Here is a 25,163-nt window from a genome sequence, read left to right on the forward strand (position 1 = left end):
CCTCTTCGCCAGCACCGCTGCCATACCGCGAAGAGGCCGCTGCTGGTGCAATCAGATATCGCGAGCGTACGCCACGGCGGCATCGACTTGCGCTGGCGTCGGCCTCACACCTGTGTACAGCACGAACTGCTCCAGCGCCTGCAGCGCAATCACCTCGAGCCCGGTAATCACGGGCTTGCCCAGCGCTTGGGCGCGGCGAATCAACGGTGTTTGCGCGGGCATGGCCACCACATCGAACACCCGCTCTGCAGCAGCGATGGCGATGTCCGAAAACGCCAGCTCTTCAGCTTCTGCGCCCCCCGCCATGCCGATTGGCGTGACATTCACCAGCATCGGCGGGCAGATATCGCCGAGTTCTGGCAGCCAGCGGTAGCCGCACATATCCGCCAGCTGCTGCCCCGTCTGGGCATTACGCGCGACGATGGTGCCTTCGGCAAAGCCGGCATCGCGCAAGGCGCTGGCAACAGCCTTGGCCATACCGCCGCTGCCGCGCAGGGCGAAAGCGGTTGCCGGGTCGACCTGGTGCCGGGTCAACAACTGGCGTACGGCCAGATAGTCGGTGTTGTAGGCTGTGAGGCGACCGTTGGTGTTCACCAAAGTGTTGACCGACTCAATGGCCGCTGCCGACGGGTCGATCTCGTCTACCAGCGCCATGCACGCTTCCTTGTATGGCATCGATACCCCACACCCGCGTATGCCCAAGGCTCGAATTCCCGCTACCGCGGCCGGCAGGTCGTCGGTACGCATGGCCTTGTAGTAAAAGTCCAGGCCCAACTGTTGGTACAGGTGGTTGTGAAAGCGCACGCCGAATGTACCGGGTCGGCCTGCCAGGGAAATGCACAGCACGGTATCCCTGCCGGGAGTTGTCGACATAGCCTGCTCCTGAGTCATGACTGAAACGTTTGTGCAGCGTACCAGAGGCAACCGCTGGTCGTCCCTTACACAACCTTTACCATTGCCCTGCGCGCAATTGACAAATACCGGAGTCATATTAGTGACACCCCACTTTGGGGGTTTACTCGCGAGGTTGATATGAACCGTCTCATTCCCGGAATCGCCCTGCTGGTCGGCGCTTTGGCCATCAGCGGGCCTGCAGCTGCCCACGGTGGTTACGGCCATGGCGGCGGTTGGTACGGACCGGGCCCGCTACTGGGCGCTGCCGTGGTTGGCGCGGTGGTTGGCGCTACGGTGTCTGGCGGGCACGACCGTACGGTGTACGTGGAACGCCAGCCGGTGTACTACCCGCCGCAACCGGTGTACGTGCAGCCGCCGCCGCAGCCCGTCTATTACCAGCCTTATTATGCGCCGGCCCCGCCACCGCCAGCCTACCGGGCCTACTACGGCCCGCCACGGGTGTATTACGGCCCGCCACGCTGGTAAGGGTTGATAGAAGTAATGACCACTATCGACAACGTTGATTTCAAACCCTGGTAGCGGCTGTGTATGGTAGGCCCATGTTTCACAGGAGGTCCCCATGGCCACTATCCAGATCATGTCCGTTGTCGGCAGCGCTGTACCGGTTTCACTGCGTGAACAAGGCCTGTTGGCCTGCTGGTACCTGGTGCGCAACGGCGAGGCTGTGAGTGGGCCGGTGCCGACCCTTGCCCAAGCCCGCGCATTGGCTGAACTGTTGCAACCAGGCACTTTGGCAGCCTGACCCGAATTTGTTGTGCGTTGCTCCCTACGCCCTTGTGCCCGCCGAAATGGCGGGCTTTTTTTTGTCTGGCCATGGTGGCTGCGGGTCGTCGGTCGTTTCACGCCTTGGCCCGGGCCAGTTGACTGGTCAGGGCTACGACCCTGCCTTGCAAGCGGCCGACGGTGACCACCAGTTCATTGCGCTCCTTGGCGAACTGGTCAGCCTTGGCCTCCGCCTCACGGCGGGCATCGCGCTCGCTATCGAGCAGCTCCGTCAGGCGGCGAACCACGGCAATGTCTGCATTGTCCAGCGCGCGGTCTGCCGCATCTCTGGACAGCCATTTGCGCAGCCATAGAAAGGCCCCGAGCAACACGGTGCCTGTACCACCCAGCCACGTGAGGGTGCCTGGGCCGAGGTCGGTGGGATCCATGTAAACCTCTTTACTGACGAGATGGGCAATCCACGGCATTGCATCGCCATGGCTTTTATTGTCTGAAGGTTTAATTTAGCCTAGGGATAAATTTACCTCAAGAGAAATTTAGCCATGCGCACATTTAGCAGTGAGCTAAACACTGGCATGCTTCGCTTTATGGACATCTATGAAATCCGCAAGCAGAACCTGGTCAAGCTGATAGCCGACCAGAAAAAGGGCGCCTGCGCCGAGCGCTGGGGCATGGCGCCTGCGCACCTGAGCCAGATTCTCTCCAACAGGACCGCCAAGAACCTGGGCGACGACGTGGCGCGGCGGATCGAGGGTATCGAAGGCTTGCCACGCGGCTGGTTCGACGCGCTGGCGCCCGGCGATCACCCGCAGGCCTCGGGCGGGCCTGCCGACGGCGCGCTGTGCGCCGCCGACCTGGTCAAGCAGATGCTGGCAAAAAGTGGCAAAGGCATCCCCGAAGAAACCCGCCAGAGGCTGCTGGCCGCGGCTGCCGAGCCCGCGGAAACCGTATTGCTGCAGGCGGACCACGGCCGGCCCGGCCTGGTGGGCGATGAAGTATGGATTGCCCACTATGATGTGCGCGCAGCCATGGGGGGCGGCCAGATCCCCCATGACTACCCGGAAATGTTCAAGGATGTGCGGGTCAGCCCCAGCCACCTGCGTGAACTGGGTGTGGAATTCAGCGAGCACCACCACCTGAAGATGGTCACTGGCTGGGGCCAGTCGATGGAGCCCACCATCAGGCACCGTGACCCACTGATCGTCGATGTAAGCATTCGCGAATTCGTGGGCGACGGGATCTACTTTTTCGCGTGGGGTGACCATATCTACATCAAGCGCCTGCAGATTGCCGATGACGATCATTTCGAGATGATTTCCGACAACTCACGGCACAAGGACCGCCTGATTCGCCGCGAAGAAACCTATATCCAGGCCAGGGTCCTGCTGGTGTGGAATGCCCACCTCGTGTAAGGCGCCACCTGCCCCGGCAGCGGCCTGGCGCCGGTATTTCAGAACGGCGCAGCCGGCGCCAGTGGCCCACATCCCTGCTCGACGCTCACTTCGTCAAACTGCTGGCCGGTGTGGCGCTGCCAGCGCACCAGCACGCTGCCATCAGGGTTGAAGGTCAGGTCCAACTCGGGTGTTTCCATTAGCAGCCCCATCACCTCTTCCCATTCCGCGTCGCCATCGCTGTGCAGGCGATGCACCAGCACCCAGCGCTGGGTCTGGGCCACAGGGTGGTTGATCATCGACGATACCCGCAGGCTCAGGCGCTCTACACCCGACATTCCCGGGGGCTGAAGGGTAGTCGACGCTGTTTGCATAGGCATATTGTCATCCTGATATATGTATATTTGTACAGTACATGGCAAAAGCTTATCGCACAGCCAAATCCAGCGTAAAGGCCTTGCCCTGAAAATTTTCGCCAACAGGTAATTTCACCCACAGCGCAATTTTTAGCTTTAAGCTATTGACAATTAATTTAGCCATTGGCTAACTTCTGAACCAGGCAGCATTCAGTCTGCCCTTCAAACCTTGCTGTTCATGAGGAGTTACCATGGCCGTAGACATCAGCAACCTGTTGATCGCCACCCCGGTGGTAGTGTCCGCAACCAACCCCGTTGCCCTGGAACTTGACGGTGACGAAGCCATTGCCCGCCTCCCAGAGGTGGTCACGCTACTCAGTGACGGCTCGATCCAGTTTTCTGCGCCGACCAAAGGGGCGTCGAGCAAGAGTACCCACCGCACCCGCTGTGAATGGACCGAGACCCGTTCCTGGACGCTGGCCAGTGCCGCGGACCATTGGAGCCGTCAAAGCATGACGTTGACCAAGGTCAACGCAGCGCAGAAGGTGGTCATTGCCCAGATGCATGTGCGCGGCGACGACGGCCCGCCCGTCAAGGTGTTCTGGAAGAAAGGCGATATCACCTTGGGCTTTCGCCAAACCTATGACCAGGCCGACCCGGTGAATTCGACGGTGCTCAAGGGCGTACCGCTGGGCGCGCAGTTCGGCATCAGCCTGCACGTCACGGCACAGGGCCTGGTCACGGTCACCGCGACCTGCAAGGGAGCAACCGGTACTTCAGGTGGTTTGCAACTCGACGGCAGTTGGGCTTCGCGCCAGTTCGAATTCCACGGCGGCGTTTACAACCAGGTCGACTACAACGACCAAACGCCGGTCGACGATGGCTCGATCTGCATTATCAGCGACCTGACGTTGATACATGGCTGAGGCGACAACGCCCTTTGCGTGCCGGCCCTCCTGCTCACGGGTCGGTACCGGACCTGATCAGAACTGAGCGTACAATTTGCCCTGCCCCTATCACCGCGCGGCGCCCTTTCTGAACAGCACATGAAGGGTACACAATGGGTCCGGGATTAAATTTCGTTCACGTTGCGCCCTTTAGATATAAGGCATTCGACAGCCGTTCGGCCATACTCCAGAATGCAGCGGTTTTTAGGGGGAAAACCCTTGCACAGCCAACGACATACCAACCTTTAGTGAGCCTCAACGTGAAAACATCCCTGTCCATTCTCAGCCTGCTGCTGTTGCTCACAGGTACCGCGACGCTGCCGTCGACCGCTGCTGCACAACCCTCGGCCAAGGTGCAACGCGACCCCTCCAAACTGCACCTGGCTTCGGGCAGCGCGCTGCTGATCGACCTCAATACCAACCAGGAGCTGTACTCGAACCACGCTGACCGCGTGGTACCGATCGCTTCGGTGACCAAACTGATGACCGCGATGGTGGTGCTGGACGCCAAGCTGCCCATGGATGAGATGCTCACCATGACCATCGCCAACAACCCGGAGATGAAGGGCGTGTATTCACGGGTACGCCCCGGCAGCCAGCTCAATCGCCGCGAGACCCTGCTGATTACCTTGATGTCTTCGGAAAACCGTGCAGCCAATAGCTTGGCCAATGCCTACCCCGGTGGCTACCCGGCATTCATCAAGGCGATGAACGCCAAAGCCCGCAGCCTTGGCATGGCCCATACCCGCTACGTAGAACCTACCGGGCTTTCGACGCAGAACGTGTCGACTGCGCGCGACCTGTCCAAGCTGCTGATGGCCTCGCGCAAGTACCCGATGCTGAGCGAGCTGTCGACCACCCGCGAGAAGACCGTGGCCTTCCGCAAGCCCAATTACACCCTGGGTTTCCGTAACACCGACCACCTGGTGAACAAGAGCAACTGGGACATCAAGCTGACCAAGACCGGTTTTACCAACGAAGCCGGGCACTGCCTGGTGCTGTTGACCCGAATGGATAACCGCCCTGTGGCGATGGTCATCCTGGATGCCTTCGGCAAGTACACCCATTTCGCCGATGCCAGCCGCCTGCGCCAATGGCTGGAAACCGGTGCAGCCAAGCCAGCGCCGGCGGTGGCCATGCAGTACAAGGCAGATCGCCAGGGCAAAGGGCGCGTAGCGGCCGAGTAAGCTGGCCCGAACTTACAGGCCATGGCGCCGTCAGGCCGTGGCGCTGACCATTGAGCCGGAGCTGCTGCCACCCTCTTGCTGCAGCAGCGCCAGCAATTGCGCGGTAGCGGCCATGATCTGACCGTTGAGGGTGGCGATGCTTGCCTGTTTGGCACCGACCGCAGCCGCCTTGGATGTCTCATCCATCTTGCTGTTCTGCAACGCGGCAAGCTGCTTCTGCTGCTCGGCCAGTTGCTTCTGCAAGTCCTTGATCAACTGTTGCAGGGCGCTTACCGCCTCCGACCCGCCACTGCCCGCTGTATCCGTTGCCTGTGCCTGGCTACCCGCGGATACCTTCAGGCTGTCGCTGCTGATTTGCAGCGGGCCCACCGCTTCGCCGGCCTGCTTGGCCTGGTCGCGTTCAGCGGCGGCATTGGCGCTGCGCGCCTGCGCCGAGACGCCATTGATCATGAGGTTGCCAGCTGTGATGACGGCCATGTCGGTCCCTTTCTGAAAGATCGGTCTTTGCGCTAACCATCCTATCGGCCACTTCGCGCCGCGCTTTAGCCCAATTAAATTCCCTGCCGGCTGTTTCGTTACACCTCATCATGAGCCCCCCCTGGCCGACCTGCCGCCCTCCGCGCAGGTCGGCTTTATCGCTTGAAACATTTGCTTTCATTTTAATCGGCAGGATTTCGATTCTCATTCGTCCTTATCAGTACAGCCCTCTTTGGTTGGGCGCACGCTCGACCACCCATTGCAGAAGACCGTCTGATGGCCAAACCCTTGAAAAAATCCAAATCCAGGCTGTGGTTCCTGGTGCACAGCTGGCTTGCCTTGCCGATCTGGTTCTTTGTATTGATCGTCTGCTTCACGGGCATGCTCGCGGTGGTCAGCCAGGAAATCGTCTGGCTGGCCAACCCGGATGTACGTGCCAGCAAGCCGGACACCGACGCCGAACGCCTCAGCTTCCAGCAGGTGCTGAACGCCCTGCACAAAGCAGAGCCGGATATGGTCGTGCAGTCCATCATCCAGCCCGACGGCTCACACTTCGCCCTCACGGCCAATGTGACCTTCCCGGACGGCACCACCCCGACCCTTTACGTCAATCCCTACACCGGTGCGATTCAGGGAAAATCCCCTGACTTCAACTTCGAAGCCTTCACCCGCGCCCTGCACGGCTGGTGGCTGGTGCCCTTCACCAACGGGTTCAGCTGGGGCTGGTACCTGGTGTCGATCCTCGGTCTGCCCATGCTCGCTTCACTGGTAACCGGGCTGGTGGTGTACAAGAAGTTCTGGAAAGGCTTCTTCAAACCGGTACGTACAGGGCACGGTTCGCGCATCTTCTGGGGCGACCTGCACCGCCTGGCCGGTGTCTGGTCGATCTGGTTCATCGCGGTCATTTCCATCACCGGTACCTGGTTCCTGATTCAGGCAATTCTGTTCGACAACCACATCAGCATTTCCAGCGAGCCGATCGTGCCGGTCATCGCTCGCGACGAAGTGCCCCAGACCGCCGATGGCAGCCCAGCCCCACGGATCGACCTCGATGAAGCGGCACGCATCGCTGGCCTGGCGATTCCAGGGCTGGAAATCAACTTCATTGCGTTGCCTGCCACCGCTTACAGCCATATTTCCATGGGCGGGCGGGGTTGGTATCCACTGATGTTCCAAAGCGCCGAGGTCAACCCCTACACGCGCAAGGTGGACAGCCAGTTCCTGCTGGGCGACCGCTCCGCCCTGGAGTTCGTCACCGAGTCCATGCGCCCCCTGCACACCGGTGACTTCGGCGGCCTGCCGATCAAGCTGATCTGGTTCTTCTTCGGCCTGGTGCTCACCCTGATGGTGTTCAGCGGCTTGCTGATCTGGACCAAACGTACCGCACAAGCCACCGCTGCCGCGCTGAAGCGCAGCGAACGCGCCCCCCGCACTGTGCCCACCCGGACCTCGCTGGAGATGCAACGATGAGCCCCACCCAGGCCGTGCCCGTCAGCCCGCTTAAACAGTGGTGGTTGAAGTGGCGCTTCCACTTGAACATCCTGCTGATCCTGATCCCCCTGGGTTTCATGCCCAAGTATTTCAGCGACGCCAAGCTGTTCCGCGGCGAGGCAGGGCTGGGGGCGAATGTGATCACCGGCATCCAGGCCGGCCCCTACACCCTGGACCTGGCGGAACTGCGTGACGAAGCGCCCCGCAGAGACGGCCCGGCAGGCGACTTCAAAGTATTCAGGGCAGCGCTGTGCAAGGCGTGCCTCAACGACGTGAAGGCCGTTTACCTGCGCATCGGCAAACCGCGCAGCCTGCGGGCGGCGGGCACGATTTTCTTCGGCGCGCCCTACGCCATGGCCACCAACCTGCCGGTCCCTCCGCGCACCAAACCCGACGCCCAGATCTGGATCACCGTGGAAGGCTGGGACGGCAGCATGCACCAGGCGTCTGTCCCGCTGGCCAAGGCATCGCCAGCCACCGTGGCCTGGCTCGAGAACAAAGGAGGCAAGAAATGAACTACCTGCTGCGCACCCTCGCCCTGCCCTTGCTGGCACTGGCCGCAAGCCCGGCATTGGCCCACAACCCCATGTGCGAATGCGAAGAACTGGCCAGCGGCCAAGTCAAGTGCACCGGTGGATTCTCGGACGGCAGTGGCGCCCCCGGGGTAACCCTGGATGTGATCGGCTATGACGAGCAAGTGCTGGTCGGCGGCAAGCTTGGCGACGATTCGACCCTGACCTTCAAGCGCCCGGACGGCGAATTCTACGTACTGTTCGACGCCGGCCCCGGGCACGTGGTGGAAGTCGACTACGCCGACATCGCCCAGCCATGAGCCGCGCTCACGTGATTCGCCCGGCCGGGGCCGGGCACGAAACCCTGTACGTGCTGTTGGCCAGCTTGCTGATAGTGGCGTTGGCGGCTGGCGTGGTGTCGCTGCGCGGCGAGCGCGAGGACGAACAGGCCATCGCCAGCCACCAGATCGACGCCCGCCGCGACCTCACTGCGGCCGAGCAAGGCCTCTACACCGACCTGCGGGTGGCATTCGACGAGATCCAGTTGCTGCGTGAAGAAAACGCCGCTGCACCTGGGGTACAGGCCATGGCCGATGAAGGCCTGCCACCATTCGTGGTCGACGCCGGCAGCCAGAGCCGGGGCAGCCACCAATGGACCTGGCTGGAGGCTGGCGCCTACCTGGGCCGCAGCCAGGCACCCGAAATTGCCGGCAGCCTGCTGCTGATCCTGCCACCCGACAGCACCGGCCAGGCCGATATCTGGTTGCGCCGCGACAGCGCCGCAATCATCCCGGATGACCTCGGCCAGGCGGCACTGATCGCCGCTGGCTGGCAACAGGTGGTCAGCCACTACGACGCCGGGGTTACCCGCGAACACCGCCACTGAACCGAAGGACTCGCCCATGTTTCGCTCCGCCCTCGCCCTGCTCCTGGCCCTGGCCCTGCCGGCAATGGCTCTGGCCGATAACGGCAAGCCGCTGCGTATCGGCATCACCTTGCACCCCTACTACAGCTACGTGAGCAACATCGTTGGCGACAAGGCCGAGGTGGTGCCGCTGATTCCGGCGGGCTTCAACCCGCACGCCTACGAGCCCCGGGCCGAAGACATCAAGCGCATCGGCACCCTGGACGTGGTGGTGCTCAATGGCGTTGGCCATGACGACTTTGCCGACCGCATGATCGCTGCCAGTGAAAAACCTGATATCGCCACGATCGAGGCCAACCAGAACGTACCGCTGCTGGCAGCTACCGGCATTGCCGCACGCGGTGCCGGCAAGGTGGTCAACCCGCACACTTTCCTGTCGATCAGCACGACCATTGCCCAGGTCAACAACATTGCCCGCGAGCTGGGCCGGCTCGACCCGGACAATGCCCGGTTCTACACGCAGAACGCCCGGGCCTACGCCAAACGCCTGCGTGGCTTGCGTGCCCAGGCACTGGCCAAGGTCACCGAGGCCCCCAGCGCTACCTTCCGCGTGGCCACCATCCACGCTGCCTACGACTACCTGGTCCGCGACTTCGGCCTGGAAGTGACCGCCGTGGTCGAACCCGCCCATGGTATCGAGCCGAGCCCGGCGCAGCTGAAGAAGACCATCGACCAGCTCAAGGCACTGGACGTGAGGGTGATCTTCTCGGAAATGGACTTCCCCTCAGCCTATGTCGAAACCATCCAGCGTGAGTCTGGTGTGCGCCTTTACCCCCTTACCCACATTTCCTATGGCGAATACACCAAGGACAAGTACGAAGTGGAAATGAAGCGCAACCTCGACACCGTGGTCCGCGCCATTCAGGAGAACCGCGCATGACCGCCGCTGCCAACCTGGCAACGGCCTGCGGGCCGCGCATCACCTTTGCCGATATCGACCTGACCCTGGGCCGCACCCGTATCCTCGAACAGGTCAGCTTCACCGTTGCCCCGGGCAGCGTGCACGCCATCGTCGGCCCCAACGGCGGCGGCAAGAGTTCGCTGATCAAGACCCTGCTCGGGCAAATGCCCCACCATGGTGAACTGACCCTGCACTGGCCAGGGCAAGGCGAGGTGATCGGCTACGTCCCGCAGGCGCTGGAGTTCGACCGCGGGCTGCCAATGACCGTGGATGATTTCATGGCCGCCATGTGCCAGCGGCGCCCGGCCTTCCTGGGTTTGTCGCGCAGGGTGCAGCCTGCCATCGATGCTGCGTTGGCGCGGGTTGGCATGCTGGAAAAGCGCAAGCGGCGCATGGGGGCCTTGTCGGGCGGTGAGCGCCAGCGGGTGCTGCTGGCCCAGGGGCTCATCCCCGAACCACAACTGCTGGTGCTGGACGAGCCGATGTCGGCGCTCGATGAAGCCGGCATTCAGGTGTTCGAACAACTGCTGCTGGCCTGGCGCCAGGCGGGGACCACTGTGTTGTGGATCGAACACGACCTGGAAGCGGTGCTGCGCCTGGCCGACCGGGTTACCGGGCTGAGCCGCCAGGTACTGTTCGACGCCCCGCCAGCCCAGGCCCTGACGCCGGAGCGCCTGCTGGGCCTGTTTTCCGTCCACCCGCGTAGCGAGAGCATTGCCTGATGAGTTTCGAAACCTTTCGCCAAACGGTCCAGGACTGGGCCACTGCCGGCTACCTGCCCGAGGCGCTGGCCTATGGCTTCGTGGTCAATGCCTTGCTCGCCGGTCTGATGATTGGCCCGGTGCTGGGTGGCCTGGGCACCCTGGTGGTGGTCAAGCGCTTTGCATTCTTTTCCGAAGCGGTCGGCCATGCCGCACTGACCGGCGTGGCTATCGGCATCCTGCTGGGCGAGCCCTACACCGGGCCTTATGGCAGCCTGTTCGGTTACTGCCTGCTGTTCGGCATCCTGCTGAACTTCCTGCGTAACCGCACCGGGTTGTCACCGGACACACTGATCGGCGTATTCCTCTCGGTGTCGCTGGCGCTGGGCGCCAGCCTGCTGCTGATGCTGGCGGGCAAGATCAATGTGCACATCCTCGAGAACGTGCTGTTCGGTTCGGTGCTGACCGTGAGCGGGCAGGACCTGGTGGTACTGGGCATCGTCGCCGTACTGGTGCTGGCCTTGGCGCTGCCGCTGTACAACCGCATCATGCTGGCCAGCTTCAACCCGCAGTTGGCTGCTGTACGCGGCGTGGCGGTGAAAACACTGGACTACCTGTTCGTGGTGCTGGTGACCCTGGTCACCGTGGCTGCAGTGAAGGTGATCGGGGCCATTCTGGTCGGTGCGTTGCTGGTGATCCCGGCTGCCGCCGCGCGCCTGGTCAGCCAGTCACTGAAGGGCTTTTTCTTCCTCTCGGTGCTCATCGCCACCATCAGCACGTTGTTCGGCATCCTGCTACCGATCGTGTTCGACCTGCCGGTGCCGTCGGGTGCCGCGATCATCCTGGTTGCCGGTCTCTGCTTCGCCCTCGCTGCGCTCGCCCGCGCCCTCGTTCCCCGCCTGCAAGGAAACCCGGCATGAACCTGAAACACCTGACCCTGGCACTGGCCCTGGCCAGCCTGCCGTCGCTGTCTTTCGCCACGCAGGTGCTGACCACCTTGCCGATCACCCACAGCCTGGCCAGCGCCCTGCTCGAGGGGACCGGCGTACAACTCAAGCGCGCAGCCCCGACCAACCTGCCGGCCAGTCGCCAGCCGTCGTACTTCAGCGGCCGTGGTGGCGCCAGCCTGGACAAGGCTGCGCAACAGGCCGATGCGGTGATCGGCGTACGTTCGATCTGGCGCGACGACCCGCTGTACCCGATGGCCCGGCGCAGCAATATCCGCATTGTCGAGATCGATGCCGCACGACCGGTGGACGGCGCATTGCCAGGTATCGCGGTGAGTGGCGACGATGCCTACAACGCCTACCCGTGGCTGAACCCGACCAATCTGGGGCGCATGGCCGACGTCGTGGCCAACGACCTGGAACGCCTTGCGCCGAGCGAAAGAACGAAAATCCAGGGCAACCTGGCCGCCCTCAAGCGCCAGCTGTTGGAACTTGCCGCCAGCAGCCAGACGCAGTTGGCCAAGGTCGACAATCTCACAGTGGTCAGCCTGTCGCCGCGGTTGGGTTACCTGGCCAGCGGCCTGAACCTGGATGTGGTGCAGCAGCCGCTGCCAACGGCGTGGGATGCTGCCGCGCTGAAGGCGCTGGAGGCCAACCTGAAGGCACAGGATGTGGCGTTGGTGCTGGACCATCGCCAACCGGAGCCGGCGCTGGCCGCAGCGATCCAGGCGGCCGGCGCGAAACTGGTGGTGGTGGACAGCGACCCGGATGATGCGTTTGCCGGGTTGAAGGCCAGTGTCGAACAAGTCGTCGGGGCACTTGGCGAAAGCTGATCAACAGTCCGTCGCAAATCCTGGGGCCGCTATGCGGCCCTTTCGCGCTGCAAGGCCGCGCCTGCCTCGGCAGGGGCGACATTGACAGTGCACCTGGGCGCTAGCGCTTCATGCACCGTTGATAACGCTCGTCCACCCGCCCTGCAAACCACGCCGTGGTCAGCTTGCGGGTAATCTTCGGGCTCTTCAGTTCGATTCCCGGCAGCACCGCTCGCGGTAGCGGCTTGCCAGCGGCGGCGTCGGCCAGGGCAAATACCCCGGCGTACAGCTTGCTGTCCTCGAACGCCAGGCTGTCGCCGTCCTCCAGTTGGCGGCGAATCTGCGGGTTGCGCAGCCCCAGCTTCCCGCCCACTTTGCGCGCCGCCGTTTCGGTCGCGCCCGGCATGATCGACCCCGGTGCGATCAGGTCGCCGTCCAGCGCCAGGCGCACACCCGTGACCTTGCTCAGCGCCGCTTGAAACGCCGCATTGCGGCTGGCGTACCAGCCGGCATTGAAATCGGCGAAGCGGTAGAGCGGGCGTTCGTAGCTGGCTGGGTAACCCAACAAGTGGGCGATACCGAAGTACATGCCACCGCGCCGGGTGAACACCTCCTGGCGAATGCTGCCGTCATGGCTGTAGGGGTACCCCTGCGCATGCTGTTCGGCAAAGTCGATGCTGACCTGCATCGGCCCGCCGGTATGCACCGGGTTCAGCCCGCCAAGCAAGGTCCTGCCCAACGGGAGCCGGGCAATGACCTCGTCGTACAATTCGCTCAACTGTTTCTCGCTGCGCACTGCCTGTAGCCGCTGCTGGTAGCTTTGGCCGTTGCCAGACGGCGTTTTCAACGCACCATCGATCAGCAGCCTGGGGATGTGCAGGCGCGCGGCGCGGCGGTCGATTTCTTCTCGGGCGATACGCCCCAGGTTGGGCACCTGTGGGTCGGCCGTGAAGGTCGACTCCTGCTCGGTGACCGCCAACACCGCACACAGGTTGCTCTTGCTGGGGGTGATGCGCTGGGCCTCGAAGGCCACCTGGATGTCCTTGGCCCAGCCCTCGCGGTCGCGGGCTTGCGTGGGCAGCAACCGCAGCAGTTGGGCGCGAACCTCGGCCGGGTCCGCTGCGGGCAATTCTTCGCGGCGCCCAGCGCAACCTTGCAGCAGTACAAGGGCCATCATGCCTGCCGCCCATAACCAGCCGTTCAGGGCTGTTCACCGACCAGGTAGGTCTTGCTGATGTGGCGGAACAACGGATGCGCCGCACTCCCCATCAGTTCGAACAGCACCATTTCCCGGGTCACTACCTGCGCACCGGCTTCGCGCATGCGCGCCAGGCCCGCCGCCTTGCTGGCCGCCGTGCGGCTGTCACAGGCATCTTCGACCACGAACACCTGCTTGCCCAGCGCCAGCAGGCCGAGCACGGTCTGCAGCACGCAGACATGGGTTTCCATGCCACACACGATCACCTGTTCACGGGCCATCAGGCTGTCGGGCAAGCATTGGGCGGCAACGCAGGAAAAATGGCTTTTCTCCACCACCTGGGCGGCCGGTGCCGCCGCCAGCAACTCGGCCAGGGTGTGGCCCAGACCCTTGGGGTACTGTTCGGAAATCACCACCGGCAGCTCCAGCTCGGCGGTCGCCGCCAGTAGCCAGCGGGCCCGCGTCCGGGTGCCTTCGGCGTCGCTCATGGCGCCGATGAGCTTTTCCTGGATGTCGACGACCAGCAGCGTGGCCTTGTGTGGATCGATCAGCATGCTCTGCCCCTTGCCTGGGAAAAGGCCTAGCCTCCCCCAGGCAAGCGGTGACGTCAATCAGGCGGACAGGCGCAACGGTTGCAGCGAGGCAGTGAGGGCGTCGAGCACACGGTCTTCATGCTCGTGGATGAAGAAGTGCCCGCCGGGGAACATCTGCAGCGAAAACTCGCCGTGGGTTTCTTTGCCCCAGGCCCGTAGTTGCTCGTCATTGGCCCGGTCATCAGTGCCGGCCAGCACATGCAGCGGGCAGCTCAGGGCCGGCCGCTGACGGTAGGCGTAGGTGCCGCACAGCAGGAAATCGGCGCGCAGTGTCGGCAAGGTCAGGCTCATCAACTCGGCATTGGCCAGCACTTCCTCGGGCGTACCTTGCAGCTCACGCAGCTCGCTGATCAGCTCGGCGTCGGTTTTTGGCTCGCGCCAGTGCCTGCCATCGTAATCTTCGCGCCGGGTCGGGGCCGCCGTGCCGCAGGCAAACAACGCCAGCGGCGCCGGGCAGCCCAGCGCTTGCAGCTCATGCGCCAGCTCGAAGGCCAGCAAGGCACCCAGGCTGTGGCCCAGCAACGCATAGGGTGCATTGGCGGCCAGGTGCTGCTCGCTGGCCAGTTGCCGGGCCAGCGCCTGCATGTCGGTGTGCAGCGGCTCGGCCATGCGTGCGCCGCGCCCGGGCAGCTCCACCGGGCGTACCTGCACCCACGACGGCAGCTTGCGCCGCCAGCGGCTGTAGACCATGGCGCTGGCGCCCGAGTAAGGCAGGCACAGCAGGTTCAGTGCGGTCACTGGGCGGCGGCTTCGGCCATTTTCTGGCGCAGGCTGAGGGGGCGCATGTCGGTCCACACCTCGTCGATGTACGCCAGGCAGTCCTTTTTCAGGCCACTTTTGCCCACTGCACGCCAGCCGTTGGGGATGGCTTTGTAGTCGGGCCAGATCGAGTATTGCTCTTCGTGGTTGACCACTACCTGGAACTGGATATCTTCGCGGTCGAATACAGAAGTCATTGCCTGTCTCCTTGAATGATGAGTACCGCTGCGCGCTTGGCGCAGGAGGCTTTCAAGTAGACGTAGCAAGCCGGCGGAAAATTAACTTCATCTCATGCATCGCGCAGCAGGTCGTGGGTATCGAGCAGGCGGAACGCAACCTCGGGATTGCGTTCCAGCCCGCGGCGGATCGCCGCCGGGATCGCCTGCCGGGTCTTGCGGCACAGCCCGGGCTGGTTATCCAGTTCGATGACGATGCCGCGCATGGTCCGCACTTCATTGAAGCCCGGGGCGATGTGCACGCGAATGCCGAGATTGTCGAACAAGCGTTGTTGCAGGCGCTGCAGGTCTTCAAGGTCTTTCAGGTTTTCCAGGCGCTCGAGCAGGCGCTTTTCTTCCTGGCGGGTCAGCAGGAGGATGCGCTGGGCGGTCTGCGGGTGGTCGGCCAGTTGTTCGCGGCCACAAATGCAGGCGCCAGGGGGGCAAGGCTGGCGCAACGGTGGAGAGCTGGTCATGGGCCAAGCATAGCCAGTTTTTGCGGGTGCTTGTAGAAGCGGTCTTTTGTCGCCCGTGCCCTGGCTTTACAACTGCAGCAAGCGCTCACGCAGGAAGTTCACGAACCCTTGCACCGGCCGCGCCACCTGCCGGTGCTGCGGGTACACTGCCGACAGCTGCAAAGCTGGCGGCCGCCAGTCATCCAGCACCGTGACCAGGCGCCCATCGGCCAGCGCTTGCCCTACGATGAAGGTCGGCAGGTAAGTCACACCCATGCCGGCAATCGCCGCGTCCCTTAGGATTTCACCATTGTTCGCGCGCATGCGCCCGGCCACCTGAATCGCCTGGGCCTTGCCAGCCTGCCGAAACTGCCACTGCACCTGCCGCGAATGCCCATAGGGCAGGCAGTCATGCCCGGCCAGGTCCTCCGGCCTGGCCGGCACACCGCGCGCCGCCAGGTAGGCCGGGCTCGCGCAGTACACCCGCTGCACATCGGCGATGCGCCGGGCGATCAGGCTGGAGTCCTCCAGCGCGCCAATCCGCAACGCCAGGTCATAGCCTTCGCCGATCAGGTCCACCGCCCGATCACTGAGGTCCACCTCCACATCCACCTGCGCATGCAACTGCAGGAACTCGGTCAGCAAACAGCCCAGGTGCGCCATGGCGAACGACAATGGCGCGCTCAGGCGCAAGGTGCCGCGCAAGGCCTGGGCCTGGCCGCTGATGTCGTGCTCCACCTGCTGCACTTCACCGAGCAGGCGCATGGCCGACTGGTAGTACTGCTGGCCCAGCGGCGTGGCGTCCAGGCGCCGGGTGGAGCGGTTGAGCAGGCGCACGCCCAGGCGCGCTTCGAGTTGCATCAGGCGCCGGCTCACCGATTGCTTGGACATCCCCAGGCGGTCGGCGGCGGCGGTGAAACTGCCGGCCTCCATCACCTGGGCAAAGATTCGCATGTCTTCGTAGGGGTTCATTGTCTCGCTCTTGGTGACAGTAAAACGCTTTATAGCGGCTTTTTCCCACGAGCGCACCTGCCTAATCTACGCACAGGTCGCAGCGATGGCCCAGCAGGCCAGGCAAGACGCCCACCCCCGACACTTGCACAGAAAAGGATTCGCCCATGAATATTGTCCACAAAACACTCACCGCCTCGCTTCTGGCGCTGTCCGTTTCCAGCGCGTTCGCAGCGGGGAGCCCCGGCGTGGAGCAACGCACCCAGGCCTTCCTCGAAGCCCTGGAGCAAGGCGGCGGCAAGCCACTGGAGCAACTCAGCCCGAAAGATGCCCGCGCGGTGCTGACCGGCGCCCAGGCCTCGGTCAAGGTTGACCTCTCCGGGATCGAGGTGAAGGAACGCACCATCGAGGCCGACGGCCAGTCGATCAAGCTACAGGTGGTTCGCCCGGCCAATGTCAAAGGGGCGTTGCCGGTATTCATGTTCTTCCACGGCGGTGGCTGGGTGCTCGGCGACTTCCCGACCCACCAGCGGCTGATCCGTGACCTGGTGGTTGGCTCTGGGGCAGTGGCGGTGTATGTCGACTACACCCCGTCGCCGGAGGCGCACTACCCGACCGCGATCAACCAGGCCTATGCCGCGACCCGCTGGGTGGCCGAGCACGGCCAGCAGATCGGCGTGGATGGCAAGCGGCTGGGCGTGGCTGGCAACAGCGTCGGTGGCAACATGGCGGCGGTCGTGGCGCTGAAGGCCAAAGAAGCTGGCACCCCGGCCCTGCGCTTCCAGCTGTTGCTGTGGCCGGTGACGGACGCCAGCTTCGAAACCGCTTCGTACAAACAGTTTGCCGAAGGGCACTTCCTGACCACCGGCATGATGAAGTGGTTCTGGGACAACTACACCACGGATGCCAAGGCGCGGGAACAGATCTACGCCGCGCCGCTGCGAGCTACCACCGAACAGTTGCAAGGCTTGCCGCCAGCGCTGGTGCAAACAGCCGAGTTCGACGTGCTGCGTGATGAAGGTGAGGCCTATGCCCGCAAGCTGAATGCCGCCGGCGTGCCGGTGACCTCGGTGCGCTACAACGGCATGATCCATGACTATGGGCTGCTCAACCCGCTGAGCCAGGTACCGGCGGTCAAGGCGGCAATGCGCCAGGCTGGCGCCGAACTCAAAGCGCACCTGAACTGAGCCCATGCCCGGAAGACCTGCCCAGGCCCAATCGAGATGTTGGCGCTCGGTCACCTGGGCTTGGCCCGAATGCTGATAAAACTGCCAGTAGCCGCCACTTTTTTCCTGTGCGCAAATTGCACCAAAGCCCACGATAGCTATGCGTGCGGCTGTGCTACTCCACTCAGAAAAAGGTGCTCGCCAATGTGGACACGAATAGCCCTGTCGCTTCTAACCCTGGCAAGTTTGATCGGTTGCGTGTCGCACACGTCCCCTGTGCTGCCTGCCCGTCCGCCCGCGCAGACTCAGGCACTCACAAGCGCAACAGCCAAGTCACAGCAGTTGATCGAATTGAACAAGCGGGGTGAACAGGCGGTTACGCAACTGAAAGTCTGGTACGACTCGGTCACCGAAGACTGTGGTGGGCCTGACAAACCCAGCTACCTGTGCAGCGGTTTTGAAATGCGTGCCACCGGTTTCAGCCCAGAATCGCTACCTTGGGACCCGAGCCGCAAGCACTTGGATAAAGGCGCCATAGCGTTTTCCTGGGTGCGCCGTGACACCAACTTCGGCAGGGCGGCGGAACGCTTCAATGGTTATTTGTTCCCGCCGCTGCAGGCCATCCCGCACGGCAAGCTGCGCGAGCTCGAAGTACTGTGCACCTTCCCCATCGATGGTGGCACGGACAACCGCGAAACCGCGCAGGGGTGCGGCCCGCATGATGGGTTTGAGAGCACCACGGATGCGTGCCAGAAGGTCGGCGTGAAGGATGCCGAAGCGTGGTTGGCAACGTACAGCGAAGATGACATCAGAAAATCAAGAGTCTGCGGGTGGGACCTTCGCGAAGCACCCGCGAACATGAGGGCCCGGTGGTTCGAGATGCCGATAAAAGTCAGGGCAGGTTTGAGCGCCGATGCGTGGATGGGCTACAACGAGATTTTGCTTCCAGCCTGGCAAGTCGGCGTGGGCGCCAACTTGCCTGTTGTTGCATTTTTCTATGTCGAGGGTCAGACGCAGGCTGGCTTGCTGGCGCAGTTCGACCAGTTCCGGTATCACGCAGCGTATGGCCAGGCGGTGCCTGTAATCCGAATCAAGCTGCCCACGGCGAAGGATCAGGTTATGCAGCTAACCTACGATGAGCAAGACCAAGCGGTAGGTCGCCCCATCGTGACTTCGGAGGTCGATTTCGAGTCCGAGCAGGTCGGTGACCGCAAGGAATTCAAGGTTGACCAGACGACATTCAAACTACATGGCACGGGTGGGGTCAGCGACGATTCGCACAGCGGCGATGGAAGCGCCATAAAGGCAAAACATCTTACGTTCGACGGTTCAACCGAAATTCTGCTGCCTGGCACAGGTACCCGCCGCGTAAGTTACGACTGGGGGTGCAGTGATCTATGTACCAGAGATCTCACCTTCACGGACAACCACAAACGGCTCAGTGACCGTGAAGGTATGCATTATGGGTCCGATGAGCTAACGGTGAACGGCCCTGAAATCCTGCACCTTCACATGGTTGAAGACGGCGAAAATCCGCGCATGGTCATCGACAACGTGCACGTTACGCAAGCGCCTTGAGCTTCTGTTTTGCCAGTAGTGGCCCTATCGCCGGCTCGCCGGCGTCAGGGGCATCAACCAACACTCACGGCCCCACCCCTTCAACGATGATCACGTCGGCCTTCGCTACCCCTTGGCGATGGCTGCACGCCTCCTGGTACAGCTCAGACCGGTAACACGCCACCGCCTGCGCGTAGGAATCGAATTCGATCACCACGCTACGCTGAGGTGTGGGCCGCCCTTCCAGCGCCTCGCTGCGCCCGCCACGGGCCAGAAAGCGGCCACCGAACGCCTGGAAGGCAGCCGGGGCGCGTTGGGTGTATTGCTGGTACTGCTCCGGGTCGGTCACGTCCACATGGGCGATCCAATAGGCCTTCATGCGCCTTCTCCTGATTAGCCGATACTTGTGTATGATGGTATACCATAAAAATGACACCACCACAGCGAGCGTGCAACATGGCTTTCAACACCATCGAGGAACTTCTCGAGGACTACCGGCAAGGCAAGATGGTCCTGCTGGTGGATGACGAGGACCGCGAAAACGAAGGCGACCTGCTGATCGCCGCCGAGCGTTGCGACGCCCAGGCCATCAACTTCATGGCCCGCGAAGCGCGGGGCCTGATCTGCCTGACCCTGACCGACGATCACTGCCAACGCCTGGGGCTGGAGCAGATGGTACCGGCCAACGGCAGTGTGTTCAGCACCGCGTTCACCGTGTCGATCGAAGCTGCCACGGGCGTCACTACGGGCATCTCTGCCGCCGACCGGGCACGTACCGTGGCCGCCGCCATGGCCCCCACGGCCCGCCCCGAAGACCTGGTCCAACCCGGCCATATATTCCCCCTGCGTGCCCGCGAAGGCGGCGTGCTGACCCGCGCCGGCCACACCGAAGCGGGTTGCGACCTTGCGCGCCTGGCCGGCTTCAGCCCGGCCTCGGTGATCGTCGAAGTGCTCAACGACGACGGCACCATGGCGCGTCGCCCGGACCTAGAGGTGTTCGCTGCACGGCATGGCATCAAGATCGGTACCATCGCCGACCTGATCCACTACCGCCTGAGCACCGAGCAGACCATCAAGCGCATCGGCGAACGTGAACTGCCGACCGTGCATGGCACCTTCCGCCTGGTTACCTATGAAGACCGTATCGAAGGTGGCGTGCACATGGCCATGGTAATGGGCGACATCCGCCGCGAGCAGCCAACCCTGGTCAGGGTGCATGTGATCGACCCCCTGCGCGACCTGGTTGGTGCCGAGTACGCCGGCCCCGCCAACTGGACCCTGTGGGCGGCACTGCAGAAGGTGGCCGAGGAAGGCAGCGGCGTGGTGGTGGTCCTGGCCAACCATGAATCCTCGCAGGCATTGCTGGAGCGGGTACCACAGCTGACCCAACCGGTGCGGCCTTACCAGCGCGGGCAGTCCAAGGTCTACTCGGAAGTGGGCACCGGAGCACAAATTCTGCAGGACCTGGGGGTGGGCAAGCTGCGCCACCTGGGGCCGCCGCTGAAATATGCGGGGCTGGCGGGTTATGAGCTGGAGGTGGTGCAGAGCATTCCCTTTGAGCCAGGCCTGGTGGGCTGACGCAGTGCCTTGTAGGCGCGGCCTTGCGTCGCGCCTACAGGGGTTCGCGCAAGCATGCAGAGGACAGAGTGATGGCCGGTCGCCTCGTACCTCTTGCCAAAAGTTTGGAATACCATAATATGATATCCCGTAGACCTTAAATCTGCTGGCCGGCATCCACAACGCCAGATGGCCATCGACACTTTGTTTTAGCTGCTCCCCGAACACTATTGGCGGGCGCACCACAAGCCCAGCCTCGAATAACAAAAGCAACGAGGGCGTAACCATGCTGTTGAGCAAACGTGTAACCGCAGTGCTGTCTGCCAGCCTGCTGACCCTGGCATGTCAGGCCGCCCAAGCCGCCGACAGCCTCAACTTCGTCAGCTGGGGCGGGACCACCCAGGACGCCCAGAAAGAAGCGTGGGCCGTTCCCTTCACCAAAGCGACCGACATCAAGGTAATCCAGGACGGCCCGACCGACTATGGCAAGCTCAAGGCCATGGTCGAGAGCGGTAACGTGCAATGGGACGTGGTCGACGTGGAAGCCGACTTTGCCCTGCGCGCCGCCAGCGAAGGCTTGCTCGAACCCCTCGATTTCACCCAGATCAAGCGCGACAAGATCGACCCACGCTTTGTGTCCGACCACGGTGTCGGCTCGTTCTTCTTCTCCTTCGTGCTCGGTTACAACGAAGGCAAGCTCGGTGCCAACAAGCCAGTCGACTGGGCCGCGCTGTTCGACACCAAGACCTACCCTGGCAAACGCGCCTTGTACAAATGGCCCAGCCCAGGCGTGCTGGAACTGGCCCTGCTGGCCGACGGTGTAGCCCCGGACAAGCTCTACCCGCTGGACCTGGACCGCGCCTTCAAGAAGCTCGACACCATCAAGAAAGACATCGTCTGGTGGGGCGGTGGCGCTCAGTCGCAGCAATTGCTGGCCTCTGGTGAAGCTGCGCTGGGCCAGTTCTGGAACGGTCGCGTCTACGCCCTGCAGCAAGACGGTGCCCCGGTGGGTGTGAGCTGGAAGCAGAACCTGGTCATGGCCGATTTCCTGGTCATCCCCAAGGGCGCCAAGAACAAGGACGCGGCCATGAAGTTCCTGGCCAACGCCAGCAGCGCCGAAGGCCAGGCCGAGTTCGCCAACAAGACCGCCTACGCGCCGGTCAACGTCGACAGCGTGGCCAAGCTGGACAAGGACCTTGCACCCAACCTGCCTACCGCCCATGCCCAGGACCAGGTCACCCTCGACTTCGCCTACTGGGCCAAGAACGGCCAGGCCATCGCCGCGCGCTGGAATGAGTGGTTGGTCAAATGAAAGTCGCCATCAACGCCCTGCATAACGCGCAAGGTGCCCCCACGGGGGCCGGCGCTCCGGGCACCGTACCGCGGCGCGTGGGCCTGAGCCAGCGCTGGAAAGGCAGCCGCAACCTGCTGCCGGCCTTGCTGTTCCTGGGTCTGTTCTTCTTCGCCCCGCTGATCGGCCTGTTGCTGCGCGGGGTACTGGAGCCAACGCCCGGGCTGGGCAACTACGAGCAGCTGTTCGCCAACTCGGCTTACGCACGGGTGCTGTTCAACACCTTCTCGGTGGCCGGTGTGGTCACCCTGATCAGCGTGCTGCTGGGCTTCCCGCTGGCGTGGGCCATCACCCTGGTGCCCAAAGGCTGGGGCCGCTGGCTGCTGAACATCGTGCTGCTGTCGATGTGGACCAGCCTGCTGGCACGCACCTACTCGTGGCTGGTGCTGCTGCAGAGTTCGGGGGTAATCAACAAGGCGTTGATGGCCATGGGCATCATCGATGCCCCGCTGGAGATGGTGCATAACCTGACCGGTGTAGTGATCGGCATGAGCTACATCATGATCCCGTTCATCGTGCTGCCGCTGCAGGCGACCATGCACGCCATCGACCCGATGGTGCTGCAGGCAGGCTCGATCTGTGGCGCCAGCCCGTGGACCAACTTCTGGAAGGTGTTCCTGCCACTGTGCCGCTCGGGGCTGTTTTCCGGGGCGCTGATGGTGTTCGTGATGTCGCTCGGTTACTACGTCACCCCGGCACTGCTGGGCGGGGCGCAGAACATGATGCTGCCGGAATTCATCATCCAGCAGGTGCAGTCGTTCCTCAACTGGGGCCTGGCCAGCGCCGCCGCCGCACTGCTGGTGTTGATCACCCTGGTGCTCTTCTACCTGTACCTGAAGCTGCAGCCGGAGTCCCCGGTTGGCAACCCGAGGTAAACCGCCATGCTCCTTTCCCCCAATGCCATGGGCCGCCCGCTGCGCACAGGCCTGTACCTGACCACCGGGGTGATCGCAGCCTTCCTGCTGCTGCCGGTAGTGTTCATCGTGTTGCTGTCGTTCGGGTCGTCGCAGTGGCTGGTCTTCCCGCCGCCCGGCTGGACGCTCAAGTGGTACGGCCAGTTCTTTTCCAACCCTGAGTGGATGGAGGCTGCACTGGCCAGCTTCAAGGTGGCCGTGCTGACCACCGTTGCAGCGGTGCTGCTGGGGTTACCCAGCGCGTTCGCCCTGGTGCGTGGCCGCTTCCCGGGCCGTGAACTGCTGTACGGGCTGTTCACCATGCCAATGATCGTGCCGCTGGTGATCATTGCGGTGGCGGTGTACGCGCTGTTCCTCAAGCTGGGCTATACCGGCACGCTGTTCGCGTTCGTGGTCAGCCATGTGATCGTTGCCCTGCCCTTCACCATCATTTCGATCATCAACTCGCTGAAGCTGTTCGACCAGTCGATCGAGGATGCCGCCGTGATCTGCGGCGCGTCGCGCCTGCAGGCAATCTTCAAGGTCACCTTCCCGGCCATTCGCCCGGGGATGATTGCCGGGGGCCTGTTCGCCTTCCTGGTGTCCTGGGATGAAGTGGTACTGAGCGTGATGATGGCCAGCCCCGACCTGCAGACCTTGCCAGTGAAGATGTGGACCACCCTGCGCCAGGACCTGAGCCCGGTGATCGCCGTGGCCTCGACCTTGCTGATCGGCCTTTCGCTGCTGGTCATGTTCATTGCCGCCGCCTTGCGCCGGCGCACCGAAAACGCCTGAGCGCGGAGATAACAACAATGAGTGCAGTGATCAAAGACAACGCGCACGGCAAGACCCTGGTCAGCCTGCGTGGCCTGAACAAGCACTACGGCGACTTCACCGCCGTGGACAACCTCGACCTGGAGATCCAGGACGGCGAGTTTCTGACCTTCCTCGGCTCCAGCGGCTCGGGCAAGTCCACCACCCTGTCGATGCTGGCCGGTTTTGAAACGCCGAGCAGCGGCGAGATCCTGGTCGACGGCCAGTCGCTGGTCAACGTGCCGCCGCACAAGCGTGATATCGGCATGGTGTTCCAGCGTTACTCGTTGTTCCCGCACCTGAACGTGCGCGACAACATCGCCTTTCCGCTGGCCATTCGCAAACTCAATGCGGGCGAAACCAGCAAGCGCGTCGATGCCATGCTCAAGCTGGTGCAACTGGAACAGTTCGCCCACCGCAAGCCGGCGCAGATGTCCGGCGGCCAGCAGCAACGTGTGGCGATTGCCCGCGCGTTGGTGTACGAGCCACGCATTCTGCTGATGGACGAGCCGCTCGGGGCCTTGGACAAGAAGCTGCGAGAAGACCTGCAGGACGAGCTGCGTCAACTGCACCGCCGCCTCGGCATCACCATTGTCTACGTGACCCACGACCAGGAAGAGGCCATGCGCCTGTCGCAGCGCATTGCCATTTTCAGCCACGGCAAGATCGTTGGCCTGGGCACCGGCTACGACCTGTACCAGAACCCGCCGAATGCGTTTGTGGCGTCGTTCCTGGGCAACTCCAACTTCCTGCGGATCAAGGCCAGCAGCAACGGCGCAGCCAGCTTCGAAGGCCAGCCGGTGGCCATCCGCCTGACCCCGGGGCTGGCAGCCTCGCAGGATGCGCTGATCATGGTCCGCCCGGAAAAAGCCCTGGCCCTGACTGCCGAACAAGCCGCGCGCCAGCCGCTGCCGGCAGGCTGGAACGAGTTCAGCGCCAAGGTTGGCGAGGTACTGTTCCTGGGGGAAAGCCAAACCTGCCATGTGGTCACTGCTGGTGGTACCGAACTGACGGTCAAGGCACTGTCTGCAGCGGGTATGCCGATGCAGCCAGGGGACAGCGTGAAGGTGCGCTGGGCAGTGGCAGATGCCTGCATCTACACCGAATGGGCCGAGAGCGACCTGAGCAAATCGGCCGGCGCGCATTGAGACCGCCAGGGCCGCCTTGCGGCCCATCGCCGGCAAGCCGGCTCCCACAGGGATCGCATCAGGGCTGACATGTGTTTGCCACAAGGTATGCAGCGCCTGTTAGAGCGAGCGCCGCCCGCGCGGCGCTCGATCTCACAGGCACTGAAGATGCAGCGGCTACCCTTGCCAGAAACCATAGAATCCCCAACAACGCACAGGTGATGCCTCAAGCATAGAGGCTGG

The 25,163-nt window shown here is 63.1% G+C and carries 31 protein-coding genes; 20 read left to right on the forward strand and 11 right to left on the reverse strand.

Annotation, left to right across the window (positions count from 1 at the left end; genetic code table 11):
- Nucleotides 1-51 precede the first annotated feature (51 nt).
- The gene (locus GYA94_RS05960) at nt 52-873 is read right to left on the reverse strand and encodes a shikimate 5-dehydrogenase (RefSeq protein WP_161891964.1); all 822 of its coding nucleotides are present in this window, start codon (nt 871-873) and stop codon (nt 52-54) included.
- Between the two features lie 159 nt (nt 874-1,032).
- Between GYA94_RS05960 and GYA94_RS05965 the strand changes: the two genes are divergently transcribed.
- Both GYA94_RS05965 and GYA94_RS05970 read left to right on the forward strand, forming a co-directional pair.
- The gene (locus GYA94_RS05965) at nt 1,033-1,380 is read left to right on the forward strand and encodes a hypothetical protein (protein ID WP_110678505.1); all 348 of its coding nucleotides are present in this window, start codon (nt 1,033-1,035) and stop codon (nt 1,378-1,380) included.
- A gap of 94 nt (nt 1,381-1,474) precedes the next feature.
- Nucleotides 1,475-1,657, forward strand: a complete 183-nt coding sequence (locus GYA94_RS05970) for a hypothetical protein (RefSeq protein ID WP_054905061.1) — start codon at nt 1,475-1,477, stop codon at nt 1,655-1,657.
- A 97-nt stretch (nt 1,658-1,754) separates the two neighbouring features.
- Here the strand turns inward: GYA94_RS05970 and GYA94_RS05975 are convergent, their stop codons facing one another.
- Nucleotides 1,755-2,066 carry a chemotaxis protein gene (locus GYA94_RS05975; RefSeq protein WP_161891965.1) on the reverse strand — a complete coding sequence of 104 codons (312 nt, stop codon included), beginning with the start codon at nt 2,064-2,066 and terminating at the stop codon, nt 1,755-1,757.
- A 159-nt stretch (nt 2,067-2,225) separates the two neighbouring features.
- Here GYA94_RS05975 and GYA94_RS05980 point away from each other — a divergent pair, with 159 nt between their 5' ends.
- A complete protein-coding gene (locus GYA94_RS05980) occupies nt 2,226-3,050 on the forward strand; it encodes a S24 family peptidase (protein WP_054905059.1) in 825 nt (274 codons plus the stop codon).
- A 38-nt stretch (nt 3,051-3,088) separates the two neighbouring features.
- On the opposite strand, the gene GYA94_RS05985 is transcribed toward GYA94_RS05980, so the two are convergent.
- Complete coding sequence (locus tag GYA94_RS05985) at nt 3,089-3,409, reverse strand: DUF1654 domain-containing protein (RefSeq protein ID WP_167524214.1); 321 nt, start codon at nt 3,407-3,409, stop codon at nt 3,089-3,091.
- Nucleotides 3,410-3,636: 227 nt separating this feature from the next.
- Here GYA94_RS05985 and GYA94_RS05990 point away from each other — a divergent pair, with 227 nt between their 5' ends.
- Entirely contained in the window at nt 3,637-4,311 is a 675-nt protein-coding gene (locus GYA94_RS05990) for a polysaccharide lyase family 7 protein (RefSeq protein WP_161891966.1), read from the forward strand.
- 281 nt (nt 4,312-4,592) lie between these two features.
- Nucleotides 4,593-5,519 carry a D-alanyl-D-alanine endopeptidase gene (pbpG, locus tag GYA94_RS05995; protein ID WP_161891967.1) on the forward strand — a complete coding sequence of 309 codons (927 nt, stop codon included), beginning with the start codon at nt 4,593-4,595 and terminating at the stop codon, nt 5,517-5,519.
- A gap of 30 nt (nt 5,520-5,549) precedes the next feature.
- On the opposite strand, the gene GYA94_RS06000 is transcribed toward pbpG, so the two are convergent.
- Entirely contained in the window at nt 5,550-5,996 is a 447-nt protein-coding gene (locus GYA94_RS06000) for a hypothetical protein (protein ID WP_110678514.1), read from the reverse strand.
- A 276-nt stretch (nt 5,997-6,272) separates the two neighbouring features.
- Here GYA94_RS06000 and GYA94_RS06005 point away from each other — a divergent pair, with 276 nt between their 5' ends.
- From GYA94_RS06005 to GYA94_RS06040, 8 genes are read left to right on the forward strand one after another with little or no spacing between them, the layout of a single operon-like run.
- Nucleotides 6,273-7,466, forward strand: coding sequence for a PepSY-associated TM helix domain-containing protein (locus GYA94_RS06005; protein ID WP_054905054.1), 1,194 nt, complete (start codon nt 6,273-6,275; stop codon nt 7,464-7,466).
- Nucleotides 7,463-8,002, forward strand: coding sequence for a PA2404 family protein (locus GYA94_RS06010; RefSeq protein WP_054911726.1), 540 nt, complete (start codon nt 7,463-7,465; stop codon nt 8,000-8,002). Before GYA94_RS06005 ends, GYA94_RS06010 begins: the two co-directional genes overlap by 4 nt.
- Complete coding sequence (locus GYA94_RS06015; protein ID WP_054911725.1) at nt 7,999-8,319, forward strand: hypothetical protein; 321 nt, start codon at nt 7,999-8,001, stop codon at nt 8,317-8,319. The genes GYA94_RS06010 and GYA94_RS06015 overlap by 4 nt, the downstream gene beginning before the upstream one ends.
- The gene (locus GYA94_RS06020; protein ID WP_161891968.1) at nt 8,316-8,885 is read left to right on the forward strand and encodes a DUF6162 family protein; all 570 of its coding nucleotides are present in this window, start codon (nt 8,316-8,318) and stop codon (nt 8,883-8,885) included. The genes GYA94_RS06015 and GYA94_RS06020 overlap by 4 nt, the downstream gene beginning before the upstream one ends.
- 16 nt (nt 8,886-8,901) lie before the next feature.
- A complete protein-coding gene (locus GYA94_RS06025) occupies nt 8,902-9,804 on the forward strand; it encodes a metal ABC transporter substrate-binding protein (protein WP_110678520.1) in 903 nt (300 codons plus the stop codon).
- Entirely contained in the window at nt 9,801-10,547 is a 747-nt protein-coding gene (locus GYA94_RS06030) for a metal ABC transporter ATP-binding protein (protein ID WP_054905050.1), read from the forward strand. Before GYA94_RS06025 ends, GYA94_RS06030 begins: the two co-directional genes overlap by 4 nt.
- A complete protein-coding gene (locus GYA94_RS06035; RefSeq protein ID WP_110678523.1) occupies nt 10,547-11,446 on the forward strand; it encodes a metal ABC transporter permease in 900 nt (299 codons plus the stop codon). Before GYA94_RS06030 ends, GYA94_RS06035 begins: the two co-directional genes overlap by 1 nt.
- Nucleotides 11,443-12,306 (forward strand): metal ABC transporter solute-binding protein, Zn/Mn family, encoded by an 864-nt coding sequence (locus GYA94_RS06040; RefSeq protein ID WP_161891969.1) that lies wholly within the window; start codon nt 11,443-11,445, stop codon nt 12,304-12,306. Before GYA94_RS06035 ends, GYA94_RS06040 begins: the two co-directional genes overlap by 4 nt.
- Nucleotides 12,307-12,406: 100 nt before the next feature.
- Here GYA94_RS06040 and GYA94_RS06045 read toward each other — a convergent pair whose 3' ends face one another.
- From GYA94_RS06045 to GYA94_RS06070, 6 genes are all read right to left on the reverse strand, one after another.
- On the reverse strand, nt 12,407-13,462 hold the full coding sequence (locus tag GYA94_RS06045) for a DUF1615 domain-containing protein (protein WP_282961915.1): 1,056 nt from the start codon (nt 13,460-13,462) through the stop codon (nt 12,407-12,409).
- Nucleotides 13,463-13,485: 23 nt separating this feature from the next.
- The gene (locus tag GYA94_RS06050) at nt 13,486-14,037 is read right to left on the reverse strand and encodes a hydrolase (protein ID WP_161891970.1); all 552 of its coding nucleotides are present in this window, start codon (nt 14,035-14,037) and stop codon (nt 13,486-13,488) included.
- A 57-nt stretch (nt 14,038-14,094) separates the two neighbouring features.
- Entirely contained in the window at nt 14,095-14,814 is a 720-nt protein-coding gene (locus GYA94_RS06055) for a thioesterase II family protein (protein ID WP_161891971.1), read from the reverse strand.
- Nucleotides 14,811-15,032 carry an MbtH family protein gene (locus GYA94_RS06060; protein ID WP_110678531.1) on the reverse strand — a complete coding sequence of 74 codons (222 nt, stop codon included), beginning with the start codon at nt 15,030-15,032 and terminating at the stop codon, nt 14,811-14,813. The genes GYA94_RS06055 and GYA94_RS06060 overlap by 4 nt, the downstream gene beginning before the upstream one ends.
- 92 nt (nt 15,033-15,124) lie before the next feature.
- The gene (locus tag GYA94_RS06065) at nt 15,125-15,526 is read right to left on the reverse strand and encodes a hypothetical protein (protein WP_033691107.1); all 402 of its coding nucleotides are present in this window, start codon (nt 15,524-15,526) and stop codon (nt 15,125-15,127) included.
- Between the two features lie 66 nt (nt 15,527-15,592).
- A complete protein-coding gene (locus GYA94_RS06070; RefSeq protein ID WP_047149663.1) occupies nt 15,593-16,477 on the reverse strand; it encodes a LysR family transcriptional regulator in 885 nt (294 codons plus the stop codon).
- Between the two features lie 146 nt (nt 16,478-16,623).
- Here GYA94_RS06070 and GYA94_RS06075 point away from each other — a divergent pair, with 146 nt between their 5' ends.
- Together GYA94_RS06075 and GYA94_RS06080 are read left to right on the forward strand one after the other, a co-directional pair.
- Nucleotides 16,624-17,643 (forward strand): alpha/beta hydrolase, encoded by a 1,020-nt coding sequence (locus GYA94_RS06075; RefSeq protein WP_029887295.1) that lies wholly within the window; start codon nt 16,624-16,626, stop codon nt 17,641-17,643.
- Nucleotides 17,644-17,964: 321 nt separating this feature from the next.
- Nucleotides 17,965-19,200: a hypothetical protein gene (locus tag GYA94_RS06080; RefSeq protein WP_174824171.1), complete on the forward strand. Its 1,236-nt coding sequence runs from the start codon at nt 17,965-17,967 to the stop codon at nt 19,198-19,200.
- 64 nt (nt 19,201-19,264) lie between these two features.
- On the opposite strand, the gene GYA94_RS06085 is transcribed toward GYA94_RS06080, so the two are convergent.
- On the reverse strand, nt 19,265-19,558 hold the full coding sequence (locus GYA94_RS06085; protein WP_110678535.1) for a DUF1330 domain-containing protein: 294 nt from the start codon (nt 19,556-19,558) through the stop codon (nt 19,265-19,267).
- A 77-nt stretch (nt 19,559-19,635) separates the two neighbouring features.
- On the opposite strand from GYA94_RS06085, the gene ribBA reads away from it, so the two are divergent.
- The 5 genes from ribBA to GYA94_RS06110 all read left to right on the forward strand — a co-directional run bounded on the left by ribBA (nt 19,636) and on the right by GYA94_RS06110 (nt 24,941).
- Complete coding sequence (gene ribBA / locus GYA94_RS06090; protein WP_029887298.1) at nt 19,636-20,757, forward strand: bifunctional 3,4-dihydroxy-2-butanone-4-phosphate synthase/GTP cyclohydrolase II; 1,122 nt, start codon at nt 19,636-19,638, stop codon at nt 20,755-20,757.
- A gap of 265 nt (nt 20,758-21,022) precedes the next feature.
- Nucleotides 21,023-22,048 carry an ABC transporter substrate-binding protein gene (locus GYA94_RS06095; RefSeq protein ID WP_161891973.1) on the forward strand — a complete coding sequence of 342 codons (1,026 nt, stop codon included), beginning with the start codon at nt 21,023-21,025 and terminating at the stop codon, nt 22,046-22,048.
- Nucleotides 22,045-22,962, forward strand: coding sequence for an ABC transporter permease (locus GYA94_RS06100; RefSeq protein ID WP_009686435.1), 918 nt, complete (start codon nt 22,045-22,047; stop codon nt 22,960-22,962). Before GYA94_RS06095 ends, GYA94_RS06100 begins: the two co-directional genes overlap by 4 nt.
- Nucleotides 22,963-22,968: 6 nt before the next feature.
- Entirely contained in the window at nt 22,969-23,775 is an 807-nt protein-coding gene (locus GYA94_RS06105) for an ABC transporter permease (protein ID WP_009686434.1), read from the forward strand.
- 17 nt (nt 23,776-23,792) lie between these two features.
- Nucleotides 23,793-24,941 (forward strand): ABC transporter ATP-binding protein, encoded by a 1,149-nt coding sequence (locus tag GYA94_RS06110; RefSeq protein ID WP_161891974.1) that lies wholly within the window; start codon nt 23,793-23,795, stop codon nt 24,939-24,941.
- Nucleotides 24,942-25,163: the final 222 nt, after the last annotated feature.

It is taken from the genome of Pseudomonas juntendi, assembly GCF_009932375.1.
GTDB classification, from domain to species: Bacteria; Pseudomonadota; Gammaproteobacteria; order Pseudomonadales; family Pseudomonadaceae; genus Aquipseudomonas; species Aquipseudomonas juntendi.

What these genes read in the sequence shown, in the direction of transcription:
- GYA94_RS05960 (WP_161891964.1), bottom strand. Translation starts at nt 873, where the DNA reads ATGTCGACAACTCCCGGCAGGGATACCGTGCTGTGCATTTCCCTGGCA.
- GYA94_RS05965 (WP_110678505.1), top strand. Translation starts at nt 1,033, where the DNA reads ATGAACCGTCTCATTCCCGGAATCGCCCTGCTGGTCGGCGCTTTGGCC.
- GYA94_RS05970 (WP_054905061.1), top strand. Translation starts at nt 1,475, where the DNA reads ATGGCCACTATCCAGATCATGTCCGTTGTCGGCAGCGCTGTACCGGTT.
- GYA94_RS05975 (WP_161891965.1), bottom strand. Translation starts at nt 2,066, where the DNA reads ATGGATCCCACCGACCTCGGCCCAGGCACCCTCACGTGGCTGGGTGGT.
- GYA94_RS05980 (WP_054905059.1), top strand. Translation starts at nt 2,226, where the DNA reads ATGGACATCTATGAAATCCGCAAGCAGAACCTGGTCAAGCTGATAGCC.
- GYA94_RS05985 (WP_167524214.1), bottom strand. Translation starts at nt 3,409, where the DNA reads ATGCCTATGCAAACAGCGTCGACTACCCTTCAGCCCCCGGGAATGTCG.
- GYA94_RS05990 (WP_161891966.1), top strand. Translation starts at nt 3,637, where the DNA reads ATGGCCGTAGACATCAGCAACCTGTTGATCGCCACCCCGGTGGTAGTG.
- GYA94_RS06000 (WP_110678514.1), bottom strand. Translation starts at nt 5,996, where the DNA reads ATGGCCGTCATCACAGCTGGCAACCTCATGATCAATGGCGTCTCGGCG.
- GYA94_RS06005 (WP_054905054.1), top strand. Translation starts at nt 6,273, where the DNA reads ATGGCCAAACCCTTGAAAAAATCCAAATCCAGGCTGTGGTTCCTGGTG.
- GYA94_RS06010 (WP_054911726.1), top strand. Translation starts at nt 7,463, where the DNA reads ATGAGCCCCACCCAGGCCGTGCCCGTCAGCCCGCTTAAACAGTGGTGG.
- GYA94_RS06015 (WP_054911725.1), top strand. Translation starts at nt 7,999, where the DNA reads ATGAACTACCTGCTGCGCACCCTCGCCCTGCCCTTGCTGGCACTGGCC.
- GYA94_RS06020 (WP_161891968.1), top strand. Translation starts at nt 8,316, where the DNA reads ATGAGCCGCGCTCACGTGATTCGCCCGGCCGGGGCCGGGCACGAAACC.
- GYA94_RS06025 (WP_110678520.1), top strand. Translation starts at nt 8,902, where the DNA reads ATGTTTCGCTCCGCCCTCGCCCTGCTCCTGGCCCTGGCCCTGCCGGCA.
- GYA94_RS06030 (WP_054905050.1), top strand. Translation starts at nt 9,801, where the DNA reads ATGACCGCCGCTGCCAACCTGGCAACGGCCTGCGGGCCGCGCATCACC.
- GYA94_RS06035 (WP_110678523.1), top strand. Translation starts at nt 10,547, where the DNA reads ATGAGTTTCGAAACCTTTCGCCAAACGGTCCAGGACTGGGCCACTGCC.
- GYA94_RS06040 (WP_161891969.1), top strand. Translation starts at nt 11,443, where the DNA reads ATGAACCTGAAACACCTGACCCTGGCACTGGCCCTGGCCAGCCTGCCG.
- GYA94_RS06045 (WP_282961915.1), bottom strand. Translation starts at nt 13,462, where the DNA reads ATGATGGCCCTTGTACTGCTGCAAGGTTGCGCTGGGCGCCGCGAAGAA.
- GYA94_RS06050 (WP_161891970.1), bottom strand. Translation starts at nt 14,037, where the DNA reads ATGCTGATCGATCCACACAAGGCCACGCTGCTGGTCGTCGACATCCAG.
- GYA94_RS06060 (WP_110678531.1), bottom strand. Translation starts at nt 15,032, where the DNA reads ATGACTTCTGTATTCGACCGCGAAGATATCCAGTTCCAGGTAGTGGTC.
- GYA94_RS06065 (WP_033691107.1), bottom strand. Translation starts at nt 15,526, where the DNA reads ATGACCAGCTCTCCACCGTTGCGCCAGCCTTGCCCCCCTGGCGCCTGC.
- GYA94_RS06070 (WP_047149663.1), bottom strand. Translation starts at nt 16,477, where the DNA reads ATGAACCCCTACGAAGACATGCGAATCTTTGCCCAGGTGATGGAGGCC.
- GYA94_RS06075 (WP_029887295.1), top strand. Translation starts at nt 16,624, where the DNA reads ATGAATATTGTCCACAAAACACTCACCGCCTCGCTTCTGGCGCTGTCC.
- GYA94_RS06085 (WP_110678535.1), bottom strand. Translation starts at nt 19,558, where the DNA reads ATGAAGGCCTATTGGATCGCCCATGTGGACGTGACCGACCCGGAGCAG.
- ribBA (WP_029887298.1), top strand. Translation starts at nt 19,636, where the DNA reads ATGGCTTTCAACACCATCGAGGAACTTCTCGAGGACTACCGGCAAGGC.
- GYA94_RS06095 (WP_161891973.1), top strand. Translation starts at nt 21,023, where the DNA reads ATGCTGTTGAGCAAACGTGTAACCGCAGTGCTGTCTGCCAGCCTGCTG.
- GYA94_RS06100 (WP_009686435.1), top strand. Translation starts at nt 22,045, where the DNA reads ATGAAAGTCGCCATCAACGCCCTGCATAACGCGCAAGGTGCCCCCACG.
- GYA94_RS06105 (WP_009686434.1), top strand. Translation starts at nt 22,969, where the DNA reads ATGCTCCTTTCCCCCAATGCCATGGGCCGCCCGCTGCGCACAGGCCTG.
- GYA94_RS06110 (WP_161891974.1), top strand. Translation starts at nt 23,793, where the DNA reads ATGAGTGCAGTGATCAAAGACAACGCGCACGGCAAGACCCTGGTCAGC.